General features: G+C 58.4%; 20 protein-coding genes and 1 tRNA gene. 10 read left to right on the plus strand and 11 right to left on the minus strand.

The window, feature by feature from the left end:
- Positions 1 to 186: 186 nt before the first annotated feature.
- The 9 genes from ACR0KG_RS16170 to ACR0KG_RS16210 all read right to left on the minus strand — a co-directional run bounded on the left by ACR0KG_RS16170 (position 187) and on the right by ACR0KG_RS16210 (position 8,472).
- Positions 187 to 276 (minus strand) — tRNA-Ser (locus ACR0KG_RS16170).
- Positions 277 to 417: 141 nt separating this feature from the next.
- Positions 418 to 1,209 (minus strand): hypothetical protein, encoded by a 792-nt coding sequence (locus ACR0KG_RS16175; protein WP_480548379.1) that lies wholly within the window; start codon positions 1,207 to 1,209, stop codon positions 418 to 420.
- Between the two features lie 118 nt (positions 1,210 to 1,327).
- Entirely contained in the window at positions 1,328 to 2,224 is an 897-nt protein-coding gene (locus tag ACR0KG_RS16180; RefSeq protein WP_480548381.1) for an RDD family protein, read from the minus strand.
- A complete protein-coding gene (locus ACR0KG_RS16185) occupies positions 2,221 to 3,216 on the minus strand; it encodes a stage II sporulation protein M (RefSeq protein WP_480827854.1) in 996 nt (331 codons plus the stop codon). The genes ACR0KG_RS16180 and ACR0KG_RS16185 overlap by 4 nt, the downstream gene beginning before the upstream one ends.
- Positions 3,216 to 4,313: a DUF58 domain-containing protein gene (locus tag ACR0KG_RS16190; protein WP_480827855.1), complete on the minus strand. Its 1,098-nt coding sequence runs from the start codon at positions 4,311 to 4,313 to the stop codon at positions 3,216 to 3,218. Before ACR0KG_RS16190 ends, ACR0KG_RS16185 begins: the two co-directional genes overlap by 1 nt.
- A 182-nt stretch (positions 4,314 to 4,495) precedes the next feature.
- The gene (locus tag ACR0KG_RS16195; RefSeq protein ID WP_480827856.1) at positions 4,496 to 5,452 is read right to left on the minus strand and encodes an AAA family ATPase; all 957 of its coding nucleotides are present in this window, start codon (positions 5,450 to 5,452) and stop codon (positions 4,496 to 4,498) included.
- Positions 5,442 to 6,752, minus strand: coding sequence for a hypothetical protein (locus ACR0KG_RS16200; RefSeq protein ID WP_480827857.1), 1,311 nt, complete (start codon positions 6,750 to 6,752; stop codon positions 5,442 to 5,444). The genes ACR0KG_RS16195 and ACR0KG_RS16200 overlap by 11 nt, the downstream gene beginning before the upstream one ends.
- On the minus strand, positions 6,749 to 7,450 hold the full coding sequence (locus tag ACR0KG_RS16205; RefSeq protein WP_480827858.1) for a hypothetical protein: 702 nt from the start codon (positions 7,448 to 7,450) through the stop codon (positions 6,749 to 6,751). Before ACR0KG_RS16205 ends, ACR0KG_RS16200 begins: the two co-directional genes overlap by 4 nt.
- Before the next feature lie 134 nt (positions 7,451 to 7,584).
- On the minus strand, positions 7,585 to 8,472 hold the full coding sequence (locus ACR0KG_RS16210; protein ID WP_480544457.1) for a MurR/RpiR family transcriptional regulator: 888 nt from the start codon (positions 8,470 to 8,472) through the stop codon (positions 7,585 to 7,587).
- 96 nt (positions 8,473 to 8,568) lie between these two features.
- Here ACR0KG_RS16210 and ACR0KG_RS16215 point away from each other — a divergent pair, with 96 nt between their 5' ends.
- From ACR0KG_RS16215 to ACR0KG_RS16240, 6 genes are read left to right on the plus strand one after another with little or no spacing between them, the layout of a single operon-like run.
- Complete coding sequence (locus ACR0KG_RS16215; protein WP_480827860.1) at positions 8,569 to 9,651, plus strand: alcohol dehydrogenase family protein; 1,083 nt, start codon at positions 8,569 to 8,571, stop codon at positions 9,649 to 9,651.
- Entirely contained in the window at positions 9,648 to 10,226 is a 579-nt protein-coding gene (locus tag ACR0KG_RS16220; RefSeq protein WP_480827861.1) for a dimethylsulfonioproprionate lyase family protein, read from the plus strand. The genes ACR0KG_RS16215 and ACR0KG_RS16220 overlap by 4 nt, the downstream gene beginning before the upstream one ends.
- Complete coding sequence (locus ACR0KG_RS16225) at positions 10,223 to 11,329, plus strand: mandelate racemase/muconate lactonizing enzyme family protein (RefSeq protein ID WP_480827862.1); 1,107 nt, start codon at positions 10,223 to 10,225, stop codon at positions 11,327 to 11,329. The genes ACR0KG_RS16220 and ACR0KG_RS16225 overlap by 4 nt, the downstream gene beginning before the upstream one ends.
- Positions 11,326 to 11,610 (plus strand): cupin domain-containing protein, encoded by a 285-nt coding sequence (locus ACR0KG_RS16230; protein WP_480548399.1) that lies wholly within the window; start codon positions 11,326 to 11,328, stop codon positions 11,608 to 11,610. The genes ACR0KG_RS16225 and ACR0KG_RS16230 overlap by 4 nt, the downstream gene beginning before the upstream one ends.
- Positions 11,607 to 12,713 carry a mandelate racemase/muconate lactonizing enzyme family protein gene (locus ACR0KG_RS16235; RefSeq protein WP_480827863.1) on the plus strand — a complete coding sequence of 369 codons (1,107 nt, stop codon included), beginning with the start codon at positions 11,607 to 11,609 and terminating at the stop codon, positions 12,711 to 12,713. Before ACR0KG_RS16230 ends, ACR0KG_RS16235 begins: the two co-directional genes overlap by 4 nt.
- A gap of 33 nt (positions 12,714 to 12,746) precedes the next feature.
- Positions 12,747 to 14,018, plus strand: coding sequence for an aspartate aminotransferase family protein (locus tag ACR0KG_RS16240; protein ID WP_480548403.1), 1,272 nt, complete (start codon positions 12,747 to 12,749; stop codon positions 14,016 to 14,018).
- Positions 14,019 to 14,236: 218 nt separating this feature from the next.
- Here the strand turns inward: ACR0KG_RS16240 and hemC are convergent, their stop codons facing one another.
- Positions 14,237 to 15,208 (minus strand): hydroxymethylbilane synthase, encoded by a 972-nt coding sequence (gene hemC, locus ACR0KG_RS16245; RefSeq protein ID WP_480548405.1) that lies wholly within the window; start codon positions 15,206 to 15,208, stop codon positions 14,237 to 14,239.
- A gap of 107 nt (positions 15,209 to 15,315) precedes the next feature.
- On the opposite strand from hemC, the gene hemE reads away from it, so the two are divergent.
- On the plus strand, positions 15,316 to 16,350 hold the full coding sequence (hemE, locus tag ACR0KG_RS16250; RefSeq protein ID WP_480827864.1) for a uroporphyrinogen decarboxylase: 1,035 nt from the start codon (positions 15,316 to 15,318) through the stop codon (positions 16,348 to 16,350).
- Between the two features lie 58 nt (positions 16,351 to 16,408).
- On the opposite strand, the gene ACR0KG_RS16255 is transcribed toward hemE, so the two are convergent.
- Positions 16,409 to 17,518, minus strand: coding sequence for a CaiB/BaiF CoA transferase family protein (locus ACR0KG_RS16255; protein WP_480827865.1), 1,110 nt, complete (start codon positions 17,516 to 17,518; stop codon positions 16,409 to 16,411).
- A 158-nt stretch (positions 17,519 to 17,676) separates the two neighbouring features.
- Between ACR0KG_RS16255 and ACR0KG_RS16260 the strand changes: the two genes are divergently transcribed.
- The 3 genes from ACR0KG_RS16260 (at position 17,677) to ACR0KG_RS16270 (ending at position 20,265) form a co-directional block, all read left to right on the plus strand.
- Positions 17,677 to 18,606 carry an ABC transporter ATP-binding protein gene (locus ACR0KG_RS16260; RefSeq protein ID WP_480544447.1) on the plus strand — a complete coding sequence of 310 codons (930 nt, stop codon included), beginning with the start codon at positions 17,677 to 17,679 and terminating at the stop codon, positions 18,604 to 18,606.
- Positions 18,603 to 19,364 carry an ABC transporter permease gene (locus ACR0KG_RS16265; protein ID WP_480827866.1) on the plus strand — a complete coding sequence of 254 codons (762 nt, stop codon included), beginning with the start codon at positions 18,603 to 18,605 and terminating at the stop codon, positions 19,362 to 19,364. The genes ACR0KG_RS16260 and ACR0KG_RS16265 overlap by 4 nt, the downstream gene beginning before the upstream one ends.
- A 103-nt stretch (positions 19,365 to 19,467) precedes the next feature.
- Positions 19,468 to 20,265 carry a S49 family peptidase gene (locus tag ACR0KG_RS16270; RefSeq protein WP_480548413.1) on the plus strand — a complete coding sequence of 266 codons (798 nt, stop codon included), beginning with the start codon at positions 19,468 to 19,470 and terminating at the stop codon, positions 20,263 to 20,265.
- The last annotated feature ends 122 nt before the right edge of the window (positions 20,266 to 20,387 follow it).

The raw sequence follows: 20,387 nt of genomic DNA on the forward strand, positions 1-20,387 counted from the left end.
AGCAGCCCGGTAGCTCGTCAGGCTCATAACCTGAAGGTCGCAGGTTCAAATCCTGCTCCCGCAACCAGCGTCAGAAAACCTCAGAACAGCCCGTTCAGACTACAATTGATCCCCAGGATCAATCGCTTAACGTCTTCACCTCGTCAGGCTCATAACCTGGATATATATATGGATAAAATGGTTAGATGGCGGAGACGAAGGGATTCGAACCCTCGAGACGGTTTCCCGCCTACTCCCTTAGCAGGGGAGCGCCTTCGACCACTCGGCCACGTCTCCGCCGACGGGTATATCCTTGCATGTCACGGAGTTACAAGGTCGATTCTGGTGCTAGAGTCATTTTTTATGACCTCAAGCCCGGTTCTGGAAACGAAGCAGGGCCCCGGCGGCAGTTATGCCGCCGCCGGGCATATGCGGGCTCTAACGGAACACGTCGACCAGATCTGAGACGCTGACGCCTTCCTTGATTTCTTTCAGGCGGGCAAAGATCATCGCGATTGCCACACCTGTCCAGCCATAGGCCAGCGCGTTCAGGACAGCCTCGGCTACGATCCACGTAAGGGTGGGTTCAAATCCGATGGCAGAGGTGTCGCCAAATCCAAACGCAAATACGAACCCCACTGCTGCAGACACCAGAAAGATGCACAGAATAAGCAGGACTAACGTGCCGACGATTGGCCAGCGATAGCCCTTTGTGAGCTGCGAGCTGCGATTGAGAGCTCCGAAACCGGATTTATCGATGACGATGGCCGGGACGATGACTGAGAATACCGCGTAGAGCCAAAGCCCGGGTACAAACACAAGCGCAAACCCGATCACAATCAGAATGCCGCTTACGATGGACAAAACCGCCAAGGCTGGCAGGTTGACCAAGGCGTTTTTGAAGTATTGGCCAATCTGGGCGGGCCGTCCGGATTTGGCGTCATAGGCCAGTTGGATGACCATGGCCGAGGTTAGTGAGATGGCGACGGATGAGATCAATAGGGCCACGACAAAGGTGGAACTGAAGGTCGCCCAGTCGAACTCAACCCCCGGAACGGCTTCGAAATCCGTATCCCAGGCATATGTATTCACAATGACGTCGATCAGAGCGGGGATGAAACCCAACAGGATCACGATGTGAATTTTCCGGAAGAAGATCGAAAATGTATCACTCAGAACCGCGCCCACTCCGAAGGGGGCGTGGAAGTCAGAAGTTGCAGTGTCAGCCATCTGTATATCCTAAACTAAACGATATGGTCTTGGCTCAGATAAAGCAGCGCACGGCCTTTCATCTGCAAGGGGAAACCGCGCGTTAAATCTCGCCCTTAGGCAAAACGGCAACAGCTTCTTATTGGAGGTCTCCGTTCTCGGCGGTGTGGTGCTTGTCCTTCCGTTTGTCTCCGAACAACTGACGTTGTTCGAGGAAGGCGCGCTGTGCCTTGTAGAAGGCTTCGAGGAAGGCCTGGTGGTCTGCGTTCGGAACCGGGTCGGCATACTCGATCTTGCGGCGCACTTGCGCAAAGACGGCGGCCAGCGTTTCTTTCTGTTGCTTGTAGGCGGCGGGGCCTTTGGCGCGATTGGCACCGCGCAGAACCCCTTCGAGGGTCTGCAATTCGAACGCACCATAATGTTCCAATTGATGCGACAGGAATTGATAAGAGGATTGCGTAGCTGTTAGTGGCCGGTTGTTTTCTGACATATCCGGCAGCAAAATGGGTTTCGGCAAATGGATCACGTATGTGCCTGCGATGATGTCCCCAAGCCGCTGCCGACGTTTATTGAACAAAGGGATCGCCAGAACGCTCAAGACCCAGGCCAACGAGATTAGGGATGGCACCAGAGCATCGGTTGTCAGCGTCAGCACCATCGTGCCGGGCAGGAAGATCTCGGCCTCTTTCATCAGGTTGCGCACGACCAGCGATTGCGTTGTCAGGGCCTGACCGTCTGCCGATACCACTTTGATCTTCATCAGCCGTTTACCAAGGGTTTGACCATTCCAGATCAGCTCGGAGGCGGCGTAGTAGGGGATGCGGATGACGAAGAAAAGCATCGCGCCAATTGCCGAAGCCGTGAACGGTTCGACCAGATCGAAGGAAACCGCTAGAAGGAACAGCGCAACCGCCACGGCCCCGGTGATCAGAATGTCGGTTAGCTGCGCGGCGGTTCGAACGCCGACACCGGCGACACGGAAGTAAAGCGGCACACCTTCAGGTGGCAGCAGGCGGTCCATTCCGGCAATGCTCATGACCGCCTCCTTCCGCCGAGAAGGAACCACAATAGCCAAAGCGCCCCGATGGTCCAGCCGATGGCAATGCGCGTGGAGCGATCCTGAACCAGTTGCCTGCCGAACCCTTCCAAAAGGGCCGCAACCACCAGCATCATCGCCGCGATCAGCGCCAGCTTGACCGCATCATGGCCCGCCGCGCGCAGGGCCGCTGCTCGGGTTTGAGGGCCGGGGAACAGGACAGCCAGACCCAGTTTCAGCCCCCCCGCGCCTGCGATGCAGATCGCCGACAGCTCGGTCACGCCGTGGATCGAGAGCCATCCGAACATGTCCCAGCCCAACCCGCGGTCGATATGCAGGGCGTAGAATACGCCAAGGATCAGTCCGTTATAGAACAGCAGCATGATCGTCGGCGCGCATAGGAACGCGCCGAGGCCGAAGACAAAAATCGCGATCCGGGTGTTGTGGGAGAACAGATAGGTCGCAAAGGCGCCAAGGCCCGTGGCGTCCTCTTCACCATAGATCGCTGACCGTAGGTAGTCGGTGCTGGCCTCAGGTCCGCGTCCTCCGGCGAGGTCGGATGGCATGAAGACGTAGAACCATTCGGGGTTGTCAAAATAGAAGAAATATCCGGCCAGCGCCCCGGCAGCCATGCACAGAAACCCCAGCAGTGTGACCCGCCACGAGGATCGCATCGCCCGTGGCCCGCCGCGGGTCAGGAACCTGCGAATGGTACCACCCAGCCTTTGTTGCGGGGCATAAACGCTCAGATAGGCGCGGCTGGTTAGGGCTTCGAGATAGTCTAACAAGCCGCGATCCAGCGAAATCTCACGCGCGATGGACAGGGACGTGGTGGCCTGACGGTACAGGTCGGCCAGATCGCGCGCCTCTTGGAAACTCATGCGATGCAGGCCCCGACCCTCGGCCTTATCGACCAGTTCGGACAATCTGCGCCAATCGCCTTCGCGTTCCTGCCGAAACCGGGCAGAGCGGATCAGGTCACGTTCAGACATCAGATCATCTCTCGCGCTTTGATTTCCAGATAGGTGGAGATCAGGCGGGCCGACACCTCACCCGGTTCCGCATCGATCACAGTGACACCCAGTTGATGCAACCGTTCCAGTACAAGGCGACGTTCGCGCAGCAGTTGCCCGGTCGAAACCGTCTCTGCCACCCCGTCCATATCCGACGGGGCCTCATTGACCTGCGCTTCCAATATCGGATCACGCAGGGTGACGAAGACGATCAAATGCCGCTTGGCCAGAATGCTGACATTCTCGACCATCAGCTCGGCTGTGGTTGTGTCCACGAAATCCGAGAAGACGATGATCAGGCTGCGCTTTGGCGTGCGTCCGTTCAACTCGGTCATGGCCAGCGTATGGTTTGTCTCGACGTTTTCATAGCTGAGTTCGGCTGTGCGGCTGCGCAGCCGGTTGAACGCGGTGCGCCCCGGTTCGGGGGGTAGGAACATGCGTGGTTTGGCGTCATAGGCATAAAGTCCGACCTGATCGCCACCGATGGCGGCGGCCCAGGCGGTTGCCAGTGCAGCAGTGATGGCGTGATCGATCTTTGGCAATCCCGCGACCTCTTCGCGCATCTGATAACCGTTATCCAATGCGATGATCACGTGATGATTGCGTTCGGCGCGCACCTCTTTGGCCACAAGCGAGCGATACCGGGCCGAGCGTTTCCAATCGATCGAGCCGGCATCCATGCCGCGTGCAAAATCGCGCAGCTGGTGAAATTCGGTGCCTTCGCCGATGGCGCGGTTTTCCTTCACACCGAACAGCCGTGATTGCACGGTGGTCGAAATCTCACCCGACATGACGCGGCGGATGTTGGGCACCACAGGGACCTTCAGGCCAAAGCTCAGTTTGGGGACGAATTCAAACAGCCTTAGCCGAGAAGACCAAGACAGCCACAAATGCGACAAATCCCAGGTGCCCCTTCGTCCCGCACGAAACGGAATTTGAACCGTGCCTTTCGACAGGTCAAAGCCCGACGGGCCGTTCAGGCCCGATGGCCAGTCCAACTCTCCCAACATGCCCGGCGCGGCGGGTGAGACGGTTAGATCGATCTGGCTTGCCTCGCCCACAAAGATATCCGGCATGGGGTCAACCGTCACAGACCGCCGACGTGGCCAGGACAGCAATAGATCAACAATTGCCAAACCGCATAGCACAACCCAGGGCAAACCAGCGATGGGCCGGGTTGCATCTCCCAGGACAATCGCCAGCAGCGACAGGCACAGCGCCGCGCAGGCCGCGATCAGTAATATGCGGGATGGCCGGATCAGCGGGGGGCCTCGATCTGGTTGAGGATGTTTTCCAGAACCTGCCGCGGGCCGCGCCCTTCGATCTCGGCCGACGGGGACAGCACGATGCGGTGTTGCAATGCGTGGATGATCAGGGTTTTGACATCATCGGGGATCGCAAAGTCGCGCCCGTTCAGAGCGGCCGTCGCACGGGTTGCCCCGGCAATTGCATCCGCCGCACGCGTCGAGGCGCCAAAGGCGATGTCCGCGCTTTCGCGCGTGGCGCGGACCAGCCGCAGGATATAGGCCAGAATGTCATCATCCAGCACGATCCCGTCGATCAACTGTCGCGCGGCCATCATGGTCGGCGCATCCAACAGGGGCTGCACGGTCTGGGTGGCGCCCAGGAAATCCAGCGGTTCATTCGCATGCTGGCGCAGGATCGACAGCTCAACATCTTCCGGCGGGAAACTCAGGTTCACTTTGAACAGGAACCGGTCCAACTGCGCCTCGGGCAAGGGGTAGGTACCCTGCTGTTCAATCGGGTTCTGGGTTGCGACGACGATGAATTCCGACCCCAGCATGTGGTCGGTGCCGTCAATCGTCACCATCCGCTCGTTCATCGCCTGCAACAGGGCGGCCTGTGTTTTGGGCGGCGCGCGGTTGATCTCATCCGCCAGCAGGATCTGGCTGAAGACAGGGCCTTTGGTCAGAACAAACTCGCTGGTCTGAAAGTTGTAGATCGAGGTGCCCAACACGTCGCCCGGCATCAGGTCGGGGGTAAATTGGATACGTCCGAATTGCAGGTTCAACGCCCCGGCAAAGCTGCGGGCCAGCAGGGTTTTCGCGGTGCCCGGAGGGCCTTCGAGCAGCACGTGCCCGCGTGCGAACAAGGCGGTCAGCAACAGGTCGACAGCCTCTTGCTGGCCTTGCACAACTTTGCCGATCTCGGCACGCAACGCCTCGGCCCGGGCGAACAATTCTTCAAGCGTCATTGGCAAGGTGCTCCAGTATCAGTTCGAATTGATCAATGTAGGAAATCGCGTCATCCGCCCCCAAATGCGGGGGCTGGGCGCGTATAGTTTGGATTAGCGTATCTAGGCGGGTGCCCAGATCGGGTTTTCTGGCCCGGACGTATTTCAGATACGCCTCTTCAGGTGTGCCGACTGTCATTTGTGTATTGCCAAACAGTGCGGTGGCGCGGGCGCGCAACCGTGTGTCGACATAGTCCGACAGCATCGCGCCGTCCTGATCCGTCAGGCGCATAAGCCGTGCGCGTGCCCGATTGGCTGTACGTTTGCCAGTGCCCAGCGTCGGGACAAAGCCCACCACGGGCCCGCTGCGCAAACCGCCACGCCAGATCGAAAGCGCCAGTAAAAGACCCGCCCCGATCCACAAAACCCGAAACGGAGGTTCGAACAGGCGTTTCAAATCATCCCATGTACGTTCACGGGCGACTACGTTTTCCGGTGCGGTCAGCCAGTTCTGGTCGCTGTAATCGATGATGATCCGCTGACCCCCTGCAATCTGAGGCAAGACCCGCGCCGCAATCCAGGCATTGTCACCCAGGGTCAGGCCGTGATTGTTCAACAGATCCGCGTCGGACAGGATGTAGACTTGTTGCTCGCCCTCAGACCCCGGCAGCGGGCATAGGCCCAGCAGCATCTCACCTGGTTGTCCGACGATGGGATCGCACCCGTTTCCGGCAAAGGTCTGGGCCGCATAAATTCGGGCTTTCAGCTGTGGGTCTGCGACCAGTTCATAGTCCAGAAACGGTCTGCGCGCGAAGTGCAGGACTCCGACCTCGGGCCCGACAAGCCCGTGCAGGATCGTTTCAAGATCGGTCCTTTGCGCGATCAGAAAGGGATGCCCAAACCCGGTCAGGCGCATGCCGCTGCGCCATTTCGGCAGAATGATCAGGCTGGGAACAGATTGTGCCTTCTCACGGATGATTTCGATGTCCTGATCGAACTCATCGGGCTGAAACAACAACTCTTCTTTGGTCTTCGCGGCGGTCCGATCCGTATCGAGGCGCGTGTCGTAAAGCGGTTGAACCAGAAGGCCCACGGTGCTGCGATCCAACGGCCAGCCGCCCGTGAAGCTTTGGGTGGCGTGCGATTGGCTGTTCAGCCAGCGGTCCAGCCCGTCAAACCCGCTGGCCGACTCGCGCAATGCATATTGGCGACCCGCCATGACATACAGAAATATGCCAACGCAGATCGCAATCACCACGCCGACGATGATCCAGTCCAAACGGATACGATCTGTCGGTGGGAACCCTGTTGTCTCGCTCATGCCCGCACCTCGCGCAGGACGGGCCGGATACGTGAGAGCAGTGCGTCAAAATCGCCCTTGCTGATCGAGTGATGACCGAAATTCACGCGCTCGCTTTCCAGAACCAGCGCGCGCAGATCAGGGATGTACCACAGGTTCTGCGGCATGCTGCTTAGGGCCTCGCGGTGGGTCCAGCTGCGTTTGAACAGCACCTCATTGGCGGCCAGACAGCGGCTCAGTGCCAGCTGGGCCAACCCGGTGACGGCCAGATCACGATCCTTAAGCCTGAGTAGCGCGTCCAGATCAGGCATTTCCTCGCCGTTTATCGCCGCCGCAGGGTCGCCATGCCGACCCTTGCGCCTGGCATTGTCCGAGGATCTGCGGAAAGAAACAGATGTTTTACTCGCACTGTTATAGATGAAAAGCGCCAGGAAAATCAGGGCAATCGCAGAGACCAGACCCACGATCCAGCGACTGTCGGCAGACAGTTGAACGGGTTGGTTTTCAGCCTGAGGCGTGAAATCCGTGTCCAGCGGCGGCGCGGGTTTGGTGGGATCGAAATACAGCACATCCGTGTCGATTCCCCGATATCTGACCGCTTTCAGATAGTCCTGCCCCGAGGCGCTGAGGTCCGGTCGGGATAGCGTCGCCTCCTGCGCGAAGGCATAGGATACGGCGCACAGAAAACACGCAGAAAAACAGGCCAAAACAAATCTCATCGCGGTATCGATAGATCAGTGACGAATGGCAGGCAACAACCTAGACGCGTTTGTCAGGATCATCGTCCACAACCTGTTGCTATTGGCCACATCGAGGATGTGAAACCGGGCGATGATAGAGCCGCATAGTAGGTCTATTCAGGCTCTGCCGCATACAGACCCAACTGATGCCTGCGCTGGTGAAACCGTTCGACACGTTCCACGATTTCATCGCTGGAAACCGAGATGACGAAGGACAACAGCGTTTCCAAAAGGGCGATGGTCGATACCGAGGAGGGGAAAAACTGCGGCGTATCCGCGGCCACGACAAACCCGTGCTGAGCATTCAGGATCACCGGGCTGGCGGGGCTGTCCGAGATGCCAACAACTGTCATCCCCTGCCGCCGGGCCAGTTTGATCGCATCGATCACTTCGGTCCGGTAGGGGTGGCAGGTGATGGCGATCAGGACATCTTGTTCATCCGCCCAGGCCAGATCATCCACCGGGGTCGAACCTGACCGGGGGATGGCGTGAAACTGCTTCATCCCTGTCGAGGCCAGATAGGTAAAGTTGCGCGCGTTCGAGTTGTTCACACCAACGCCCAGCGTAAAAATCTGGCGACAGTTCCAGATATCTTCGGCGGCTGCGCGCAGTCGTTCGACATCGATGCCGGCAAATGTCTCTTCAATATTGCGGATGGCCGCGCCGATCATGTCGGCGTAAAGCCCTCCCATTTCGCCCGATTTGCCGATTTCCTGTAGCCAGCGGGCGCGGTCGGGAAATGAAACCGAACCTTTGCGGATCGCTTCGCGGAAGGGCGCGCGGAAATCTTCGTAGCCTTCGAACCCGACCTGTCGCGCCATGCGGACAAAGGTATTGGGTTTGACTTTGGCAGCCTCGGCTATCTCGCGCACGGTGGATACGCCCACATCCGTAGGGTTTTCCAGCACATACCGTGCGGCCTTTTGGGCTTCGGGCGTCAGGGCATCCCATTCCTCGGACAGACGATCCAGAACGATTGATGATACATTTGTGTCATTCATGATTGACGATGGTACAGTTGTGAAATTAGCCTGTCGAGCAGAATCGCAGGCCATGAAACGTGCATCAACCCGTGGCCCAACTACGGAGACTAAAGGATGACCCTGCCTGATACAATGAAGGCCATGGTGACCATGGGACATGGCGGTCTCGAGCAGATGGTTTTGCACGACAACTGGCCGCGCCCCGATCCTGCGCCGGGTGAGGTGTTGATCCGTGTGGCCGCATGCGGGCTGAATAATACGGATGTGAACACACGGTCGGGCTGGTATTCGAAAACCGTGACCGACGCGACAACCGGTGGTGCGTTTGCCGAGGTTGGCGAAGATGATCCCACTTGGGGCGGTGCGCCCATCACTTTTCCCCGCATTCAAGGCGCTGACATTTGTGGCCATATCGTTGCGGTTGGCGAGGGTGTGGACCCATCGTGCGTCGGACAACGGGTGATCACCGATGGCTGGCTGCGTGACCCGGACGATCCGCAGAACATGGATAAGACGGGCTACTACGGGTCCGAACGGGATGGCGGCTTTGCTGAATTCGCGACGACATTGGCGGTGAATGCCGTGCCAGTCACCTCGGACCTTTCGGACGCTGAACTGGCCACATTCTCCTGTTCCTACTCGACCGCTGAAGGGATGCTGACCCGCGCCAATGTGACCCGCGCGGATACGGTTCTGGTACCGGGCGCGTCGGGTGGTGTTGGCGGTGCTTTGGTGCAGCTGGCCAAACGCCGGGGTGCCCGTGTGATCGCTATGGCGTCTGAGGTAAAGCACGAAGATGTGGCCAAGCTGGGCCCGGACAGAATCCTGCCCCGCGCGCCCGATAATCTGCGCGCAGCGCTTGGGGCAGAAAAAATCACGGTTGTGGCCGATGTTGTGGGTGGCCCTTACTGGCCGCACCTGATTGACATAATGGAACGCGGTGGGCGGTACACCTGCTCGGGCGCTATCGCCGGGCCGATGGTCGAGTTCGACCTGCGTACATTCTATCTGCGCGATCTGACCTTCACCGGCTCGACCGTGATTGACCCTCAGGTCATGCAGCACCTCGTGAAATACATCGAAGCAGGTGAGATCAAACCCGCCCTCGCCGCGACCTATCCGCTGGAGGAATTGCGAGAGGCACAGGCCGCGTTCATCGCCAAACAACACACCGGCAATATCGTGGTGATCCCATGACACTGGATGATGTGCTCGAAGCCGCTCGGCAGGTGCATCAGGCACACCCCGCGCTGTCTGCGTTTAGCACGTGGCCCTCGGACCTGTCCCTTATACAAACCCAACCCAGTCACATTGCAGCCGCAGACCAAGTGCGGGATTTTGAAATCAAAGGCAGTGAACTGACCCAAAACTTGGTTGCGGCTGTGCGGGGCACCACACATCTGGCCCATTGGAAACAGACCTATACCGAAGAGGAGGTCGGCGCGGATTTCCTGCGACGCTATGGGTATTACGAGCTGTTCGGGCCCACGGGCCATTTCCACTCGACCCAATTGCGCGGCTACATCGCCTATTGGGGGCCGGGGCTGAACTATGACTGGCACAGCCATCAGGCTGAGGAGCTTTATCTAACCTTGGCGGGCGGCGCTGTGTTCAAGACCGACGCGGATGCGGCTTTCGTCGGACCCGATCAAACCCGAATGCACTCCAGTTGGGAAAGCCATGCCATGGTTACAACCGATCAACCCATCCTGACATTTGTTCTGTGGCGCGGCGCGGGTATGGGCGATCTGCCAAGAATGGAAGCGGCATGAAGATCACACGCATCCGCATCTATCAGACCGGATTGCCCTATGTTGGGGGCGCTTATGTTTGGGGTGCGGGAAACGCGATTGAAACCGCCATTGCATCGGTCGTGGTGATCGACACGGATGCTGGCCTGCAGGGCTGTGGTGAGTTTACGCCCTGTGGCGAGAATTACATGGTTGCCCATTCCGAAGGGGTCGCGGCGCTGGCGCGGTTGGTTGCATCCTCACTGTTGGGTCAAGACCCGCGACAAGTGGGTCAGATCGAACAGATCATGGATCATCTTGTACAAGGCCACGGCTACGCCAAGGCCCCGTTCGATGCCGCGTGCTGGGATGTTCTGGGGCAGGCCTGCGATCAACCCGTCTGGATGCTGTTGGGGGGCAAGCTGACCGACGGTGCGCCGATGTATCGGGTTGCACCGCAGAAAGACACTGACGAAACAATTGCCGAGATGAACCGGTATCGCGATCAGGGCTACCGCCAGTTCCAGATCAAGGTGGGTGGTGACTGGGCCAGTGACATTGACCGCATTCGCAGCACAGTGCCCTTTCTGGAACCCGGCGAAAAGGCGATGGCAGATGCAAATCAGGGCTGGAGGGTTGACAATGCGATCCGGGTGGCCCGTGCCACGCGCGATCTGGATTTCATCCTCGAACAGCCCTGCCAGACGTATGAGGAATGCCAGCAAGTCAGACGTGTTGCTGAGCAGCCGATGAAGCTGGACGAATGCCTGACCGGCATGCACGTGGCCCAGCGGATTGTTGCAGATCGCGGGGCCGAGATTTGCTGTCTGAAGATCTCGAACCTCGGCGGTCTCAGCAAAGCGCGGCGGGTGAGGGACTATCTGGTCGAAAACCGGATACCCGTGGTCAGCGAGGATACATGGGGCGGTGAGATCACATCTTCTGTTGTCGCCCATTTCGCGGCCTCGACCCCGTCGGAGTATCTGCATAACACAACCGATTTGATGAACTACAACACCCGATCCACCGGCATCGGCGGCCCGATTGCCCGTGATGGCAAGCTATACGCGACTGACACACCCGGCCTGGGTGTCAAACCAGACTTTGAAAGCCTCGGCGCACCAGTGGCGGAGTATGCCTTATGAAGCCTCAAGCCATCGCTACCCAGATGATCGACGACGCGCGCGTGCGCGTCACACGTTTTGACTTTGCCCCCGGTGCAGAAACCGGGTGGCACCGGCACCAGATGGATTACGTCATCGCGGCCATCACTGATTGTCACATGCGTCTTGAGCTGCCGGATGGTTCCGTCAACGAGGTCACTGTGCCGGCCGGAACAGCCTATCGCCGCGACGAAGGCGTCGAGCATAACGTGATTAACGCGGGCGACGAACCGATGTCTTTTGTCGAGGTGGAACTGAAATGAAGATCACACGCCTTTCGGTCTATCACGTCGATCTACCGCTTGAGCACCCTTATTGGCTGTCTGGTGGGCGGCTGAAATTCGAAGTTTTGGACGCGACGCTGGTGAAAGTAGAAACCGATACGGGTCTGATCGGTTGGGGTGAGGGCACGCCATGGGGTCACACCTATGTGCCCGCACATGGGCCGGGTATTCGGGCTGGGATCGAGACCATGGCACCGTTCATTCTGGGCCTCGATCCGCGAAGGGTGCTGGATGTGGAACGGGCGATGGATCTGGCCTTGCCCGGCCATCTTTATGCCAAAAGCCCGATTGATATGGCCTGCTGGGATATTGCCGGACAGGCGGCGGGGCTGCCGATTGCCGATCTGATGGGCGGCGGATCCCGTACACCGCGCCCGATTGCCTCGTCCGTTGGGGCGAAGACAGTCGAAGAAACCCGCGAGGTGATCGAACGCTACCGCAGCCGGGGCTATGTGGCCCATTCGGTGAAGATCGGTGGCGATGTGGAACGTGACATCGCCCGTGTCCGCGACGTTGAAAGCATCCGGCGACCGGGTGAGATAGTCCTGTATGACGTCAATCGGGGCTGGACGCGGCAACAGGCCCTACAGGTGATGAGCGCCTGTGAAGACCTGAACGTGATGTTCGAACAGCCCGGCGAGTCACTCGACGATATCGCCGCCCTCTCTGGCCGTCATGCCTCACCCGTGTCGGTGGATGAAAGTCTGGTGACGTTGCAAGATGCCGCCCGCATCGCCCGCGAAGGGATCGCCGAGGTCTTTGGGATCAAGTTGAACCGGGTCGGTGGTCTGACCAAGGCCGCGCGGCTACGTGATATCGCACTGGCCCATGGGATCGACATGTTCGTGATGGCGACCGGCGGAACGGTTCTGGCCGATACCGAGGCCCTGCATCTGGCTGCGACCATCCCGGATCACAACTGTCACGCCGTCTGGGCCTGTCAGGATATGATCACCGTCGACGTTGCCGGTGGTCGCGGCCCCCGCAATATCAACGGTCACTTGCATTTGCCCGAGGCTCCGGGCCTTGGCGTGCACCCCGATGAAGACGCGCTGGGCGACCCGGTCGCGATTTATGAATAGTCACTGAGTTTATTACGATGGAGATCGCGTGACATGCTGAAGATCAACACTCAAGCCGAATGGATCGACCGCGCGAATGCTGCTTTGCCAGCGGGCGGGTTTGGCAATTTCGATCCGGGGATCATTATCTCTCGTGGTGAGGGCAGCCGTGTCTGGGATGAGGATGGCAACGAATACATCGACTATCTGATCGGATCAGGGCCGATGTTGCTGGGCCACGGTCATCCCGAGGTGATGGAGGCCGTGCTGGAGCAACTGCCCAAGGGTATGACCTTTTTCGCCAACAACGCCAAGGGCATCGAACTGGCCGAAGCGATCATTGAGGCGGTGCCCTGTTGCGAACAGGTCCGTTTTGTTGCTTCGGGGGGTGAGGCGGATATGTATGCCATCCGTCTGGCGCGGGCCTATACCGGGCGCGATAAAATCCTGAAATTCGAAGGTGGCTATCACGGGATGAGCGCCGAGGCACAGATGAGCCTGGCCCCTAGCCGACAGGTCAATTTCCCACAGGCTGTACCGGACAGCGCCGGCATCCCACAGGGGGTCGCGGATCAGATGCTGATCGCACCGTTTAATGATCTGGACGCGGTTGAGGCCCTGCTGAACGAACATGGCGATATCGCCGCGATAATGGTCGAACCTCTGCAGCGGATCATCCCGCCCATGCCCGGCTATCTGCAGGGCCTACGCGATCTGTGTGACAAGCATGATGTCTTGCTGATCTTTGATGAAATCGTCACTGGTTTCCGCCTGGCCTATGGAGGCGCGCAGGAGCGCTATGGCGTGACACCCGACATCTGTACGATGGGCAAGATCACTGGTGGTGGCTTCCCGCTGGCCGCTTTGGGCGCAAGTGCCGATATCATGAAGCATTTCGACAAATCGCAAGTGGGCGAGGGTGGATGGCTGATGCAGCTTGGCACCTTGTCAGGCAACCCCGTTGCCTCGGTCGCCGGGCTGAAAACGATGGAGATTCTGCGCCGCGACGGCACTTATGATCGCCTGCGCGACATTGGTGCGCGCTTGCAAAATATGCTGACCGATACATTGAATGAGGCCGGGATCGCGCACCAGATTTGCGGTGACGTGACCCTGTTTGACGTCTACTTCACCAGTAGCGACTGTCGGGACTATCGCAGCGCCAAGCATGACGATCCGAAGCACAACGTCCTGTTCAATGACGTGTTGCGCGCGCATGGTATCTTCAAATCGCCAGGTAAGCTCTATCCGTCCTTGGCGATCACCGAGGCGGATCTGGAACAGACACAATATGCCATTCAGCAAGCTGTCAGCGCCATAAGCTGAAGATACGTCATGATCCAAAAAAGTCGGGCCGCTGTTGACCCCCAACAGCGACCCTGGACCTTTTGAATGTCGGGGTCAGCCTCGCCCCCTCGAACACTGATTAAAACACTAACAACTTGAAACTTTTCGATACTTTCGAGACTGTCCCGATTTTCCAACCGGTATGAACACACTATCAGCTGAATTCCGGCCCTGCGCTGTGAAAAAGTTCACATTGGTTAAAATTTTTCGATTTTTTTCCAATCAAAGAATCCGGGGCCTGCATTTTTGAGCAGGATATCAGCTACGGCACGGCCCATTTCAGCGCCGTCTTCGATGGCTCCGGTGGTGTCTTCACCAATCGCTTCGGACCCGTCGGGGCGCAGAACCTCGCCGCGCAGCCTTAGCTGACCATTGTTGATCTCGGCCAGACCAGCGATTGGGGTTTCGCATGAACCATCCAGCGCCGCCAGCAAGGATCGCTCGGCTGTCAGTCGGTTGCTGGTCTCCACATGGTGAATTGCTTCAAGCAGTTCGGCGGCGCGGCTGTCATCTTCGCGACGCTCTATTCCGATAGCGCCTTGTGCAATGGCGGGCAGCATCTCGTCGGGCGAGATCGGGCTGGCTGGAACATCCGCCATGTCCAGGCGCCGGATGCCCGCCATGGCCAGAAACGTGCATTCGGCCACGCCATCTGCCAGTTTCTTTAGGCGCGTCTGAACATTACCCCGGAATTCGACAACACTCAGATCAGGCCGGCGATTGAGCAATTGCGCCTTGCGCCGCAGCGACGAGGTGCCAACCACTGCATCCTGAGGCAGGTCGTGGATGGCCTGAAACTGCGGAGAGATGAAGGCATCCCGAACGTCTTCACGCGGCAGGAACGCGTCCAGCACCAGACCTTCGGGCTGTGCAACCGGCATGTCTTTGGTCGAATGCACGGCGATGTCGATAGCGCCGCGCAGCATCGCCTCTTCGATCTCTTTGGTGAACAGGCCCTTGTTGCCGATTTCTTTCAGCGGTCGGTCCGCGTCGATCATGGCGCGGTTGTCGCCGGTGGTTTTGATCACCACGATGTCAAACGCGTTCTCGGGCAAATCGAACGCATCACGTAACCGTTGGCGCGTTTCAAAGGCCTGCGCCAGAGCAAGCGGCGAGCCTCGGGTGCCGATCTTCAGCGGCGATGCGGGGGTGGGCAGGGTCAGTGTCATGGGCACAGCTTTAGTCGCGTCACATTGCCCTGACAATGGGGGCTGCGCTTGACAAATTGCCGCCAAAGGATGACCCCGTGGACCAATTAGAACACTTGGGGGCAAAGATGGCCGAGACGAAAAAGTTGTTGCGGACCCTGGCGGGTGAAGTCCAAGACGTGCCGCCGATCTGGATGATGCGTCAGGCTGGCCGGTATCTGCCCGAATATCGTGCAACGCGGGCACAGGCCGGAGATTTCCTGTCGCTTTGCTATAATCCGGAGCTGGCTGCCGAGGTCACGTTGCAGCCGATCCGTCGATACGGGTTCGATGCGGCGATTCTGTTTGCCGATATTCTATTGGTGCCGCAGGCATTGGGGGCTGATCTGTGGTTTGTGACCGGTGAGGGCCCGCGTTTGTCGACGGTCACGCAGCAATCGGATTTTGATGTTCTGAAACCGGTTGAAGATATTCATGAAACATTGTCTCCGGTCTATGAAACCGTTCGGATTCTGTCGCGCGAGTTGCCATCCGAGACTACATTGATCGGCTTTGCCGGCGCGCCGTGGACAGTGGCGACCTATATGATCGCAGGGCGCGGCACGCCGGATCAGGGTCCTGCGCATGCGCTGCGCGAGGGGAACACTGCGCTGTTTGAAGCTTTGCTGGACCGGATCACGCTGGCAACGATCGAATATCTCTCGGCTCAGATCGAGGCGGGCGCGGAAGTGGTCAAAATCTTCGACAGCTGGGCTGGTTCTTTGAAGGGTGAAGCGTTCCGGAAGTACGCGGTCGAGCCTTGCCGAGTGATCACCCAAACCATCAAGGCGCGCCATCCCGATATCCCGGTCATTGGTTTTCCGCGAGAAGCAGGCGATGGCTATATCGGCTTTGCCAAAGACACTGGCGTGGATTGCGTAGCTTTGGACAATTCGGTCGCACCCGATTGGGCGGCAGCGCATGTACAGGTAGACGGCTGTGTTCAGGGCAATCTTGCGTCCTCGCATATGGTCACAGGCGGTCAGGCGCTGGTCGATGAGACGCGGCAGATTGTCGAGGCGTTCTCAAATGGCCCCCATATCTTTAATCTGGGGCATGGGATCACGCCGGATGCAGACCCCGAGAATGTGCAGTTGATGATCGACACTGTGCGGGGTCAGTAAGGGGGAAAGGGGCCAACCCCCTTCTTGGCCTTTGGCCAATTCATCCCCCGGGATATTTTTAGCCAGATGAAGGGTTGGATCGGCGCAAGCCGTCGAGTTCGGCTTTGATCTCGGCGCTGTGTTGGCCTCGGGTCGGGCTGGGCTGCGGGGTCCAGCAGCGGTTTGAGAAGCGGGGCGCGGCTGCTGCCTGAAGGGTGCCGTCGACGCTCTGCCATGTTTGACGCATATCGTTCATGGGATGGGCGACGGCTTCATCCGGGCTGAGAACCGGAGCGACACAGGCGTCTGAGCCTTGGAACAAGTTTGCCCAGTGGTCCCGCGGATGTTTGCAGAATAGCTGCGCCAAGCGACGGGTCTGCTCGGGCCAGAGCGTCGGCTTGTATTGAGGTTCAAAGGCGTCGTGTTCAGACAGCCCCATGATCTTCAGGAATTCGGCGTAGAACTTGGGTTCGAGACATTGAACGGTGATATAACGCCCATCCGAACAGGTGTACGTGCGGCTCCAATGCGGGCCGTCCAGCAGGCTTTGACCGCGTGCCTCTTGCAGGTTGCCAGTTTGGCGCATGGTCATCAGCAGGTTCATCATATGGGCCGAGCCGTCATAGATGGCGGCGTCGACCACCGTGCCTTCTCCAGTGCTTTGGGCGTTGATGAGGCCTGCGAGCAACCCTGCGACCAGGTACATCGCACCGCCGCCGATATCGCCCACCAGTGTGGCTGGGGTTTGTGGAACCGCATCGGATGCTGATGCGTACCAAAGCGCACCGGAAAGAGAGATGTAGTTCAGATCATGGCCTGCGGTCTGGGCCAAGGGGCTGTTCTGCCCCCAACCAGTCATGCGCCCATAGACCAGTTTTGGATTGCTTCGCAGGCATTCATCTGGCCCGAGGCCCAGCTTTTCCATCACGCCGGGGCGGAAGCCTTCGATCAGCGCATCGGCGGTGTCGATCAACTGCTTTGCGGTTTCCAGATCGTCAGCGTCTTTCAGATCCAGCGCAATCGATCGTTTGCCCCGGTCCAGGATTGCGCGATCCGGCATTCCAGGCGGTGGCGTGCCTGTTTTGCGATGGATCGTGACCACATCCGCGCCCAGATCGGCCAACAGCATGGCGGCAAAGGGCGCGGGGCCAAGCCCTTCAACCTCGATGATGCGTAATCCGTTCAGCATATGACGCCTCCTGTTTTGGCCAAAGTTTCCGGCGGATTGGTAAGATTGCAAGGGTGGCGATTGATCTTTCCACAAAAATGCGGAGAACACTGTGCGGAACTGACCTGTCGCATGCTGGCAAGTCGCGATATGGTTCCGACCAGAAACGAGGGCCAGCCATGACTGCTATTTTGTCCATCAAGGATTTGCGCAAATCCTATGCCGACGGGTTTGAGGCGCTGAAAGGCGTTTCGCTGGACATTGAAGAAGGTGAGATTCTGGCGCTGCTCGGGCCGAACGGGGCGGGCAAGACCACCCTGATCTCGACCGTCTGTGGGATCACCACGCCCAGTTCCGGATCAGTCACCGTTGGCGGCCATGACATTCAGGCCGAGTTTCGCGCCGCCCGCAGGATGATCGGTCTGGTGCCGCAGGAAATCGCGTTGGAGCCGTTTGAGAAAGTGTACAACACCGTGCGGTTTTCGCGCGGTCTGTTCGGGTATGGGCGCGACGATAGCCGGATCGAGGAAATATTGCGGAAGCTATCGCTGTGGGACAAGCGCAGCAATGCGATCAAAGAGTTATCGGGGGGCATGAAGCGGCGGGTTCTGATTGCCAAAGCACTGGCGCATGAGCCCCGTATTCTGTTTCTGGATGAGCCCACGGCCGGGGTCGACGTCGAACTGCGTAAGGACATGTGGGAGATTGTGGCCGAGTTGAAACAGGCCGGTGTCACCATCATTCTGACGACGCACTACATCGAAGAGGCCGAGGCGATTGCGGATCGGGTCGGGGTAATCGACAAGGGTGAGCTGCTGCTGGTGCAGGACAAGGACACGCTGATGGCGCAGATGGGCAAAAAGCAGATCGAAGTGATGCTGGCGGCTCCGATATCAGAGATACCGGATAGTCTGGCTGCTCATAACTTGGCCTTGAATGGCAATGGCGACGCGCTGGTTTATACATATGACACCAATGCCGATCGAACCGGGATCACCACGCTTTTGAATGATGTGGCGCAGGCCGGATTGGTCTTGCGGGACGTTCAGACCCGGCAATCCAGTCTGGAAGAGATATTTGTTAATCTGGTATCGGGAGAGCCCGCATGAACTGGTCTGCTGTCGCTGCGATCTACCGATTTGAAATGACCCGTTTCTTCAGGACTTTGGCGCAAAGCTTTCTGTCACCGGTTCTGTCGACCTCGCTGTACTTTGTGGTCTTTGGCACCGCCATCGGCAGCCGCATTCAAGAGGTCGAGGGCGTGTCTTATGGTGCCTTCATCGTGCCCGGGTTGATCATGTTGTCGATTGTGACGCTGTCGATTTCAAACGCGTCTTTCGGCATCTATTTCCCTAAGTTTCTAGGCACAATTTACGAGCTGCTCTCGGCCCCGGTGAACTTTATTGAGATTGTTATCGGTTATGTGGGGGCGGCGTCGACCAAGGCCCTGTTCGTTGGTCTGGTGATCCTGATCACGGCCACATTCTTTGTGGATATCCGAATAGAACACCCTCTTGCGATGGCGGCGTTCTTGATCCTGTCCTGCCTCAGCTTCTCGCTGCTGGGGTTCATTATCGGTATCTGGGCCAGCAACTTTGAACAGATGTCGCTGGTGCCGCAGCTTGTGGTGACGCCGCTGATCTTTCTGGGTGGCACTTTCTACTCCATTTCGATGCTGCCCCCCTTGTGGCAGACTATCACCTTATTCAATCCGGTCGTGTACCTGATATCGGGTTTCCGCTGGTCGTTTTACGGGCTGGCGGACGTACCAGTTGTGTTCAGCTTGCTGGCCATCGTGGCGTTCACGCTGATCTGCCTTGCGGTGATCGGTTGGATATTCAAAACCGGATGGCGTATCCGCAGCTAGGCGTTGCATTTTTGCCCGTCGACTGTGTGAATTTGGTTCACGTCGCGTTTAAGGCCGGATGAGTCCCTTGTTTACGGGTTGGGGGCACTCTACATCGGCACCCATGAAACTCCGCCTGCCGTTTGTCAAAAAACATCCCGTCGTCGCCGTCATACGCCTGTCCGGGGCTATTGGAATGGCCGGGCGCGGAGCGTTAAACGATACCTCGCTCGCCCCTGTTTTGGAAAAGGCGTTTCGTAAGGGAAAGCCAGTTGCCGTCGCGCTAGAGGTCAACTCTCCGGGTGGCTCACCGGTTCAAAGCTCGCTGATTGGGTCACGTATTCGGCGATTGTCTGATGAGCTCGACATCCCGGTGATTGCCTTTGTCGAGGACGTCGCGGCCTCGGGCGGCTATTGGTTGGCAGCGGCAGCTGATGAAATCTGGGCCGATGAAAGCTCGGTCTTGGGTTCGATCGGAGTGATTTCTGCCAGCTTTGGAGCGCATGAATTTCTGGCAAAGCAGGGGTTCGAGCGGCGCGTGCATACGGCTGGCAAGTCGAAATCGATGCTCGACCCGTTCCGGCCGGAAAAGAAGGAAGACGTCAAGCGTCTGCAGGGCCTGTTGGGCGACATCCATGAAAACTTCATTGCGCATGTCAAAGCCCGCCGTGGGGACAAGCTGGACGAAAGTGCCGATCTTTTTACGGGCGAAGTCTGGCTTGGAAAACGCGCGCAGGAGTTGGGGTTGATCGAAGGCATCGCCCATCTCAAACCCAAGATGCAGGAGCGTTTCGGCGAGAAGGTTAAATTTCGGCGCTACGGCGTGCGCAAACCAATTTGGTCGCGCTTCGGGGCTTCGCTGGTGCAAGACGCCATTGCCGGGCTAGAGGAGCGGGCGGCCTACGCGCGTTTCGGTCTGTGACGTGATCATCAAAATTGTCACCTTGTTTCTGGTTGCCATGGGTGTTTTGGCGATGTTCGGCAAGCTGCGGTTTCCCGGGCAAAAACGTTTGAGCTCGGCCAAATGTCCGCGCTGTGGCAGAT

It is taken from the genome of Ruegeria sp. H4 (genome assembly GCF_056533065.1).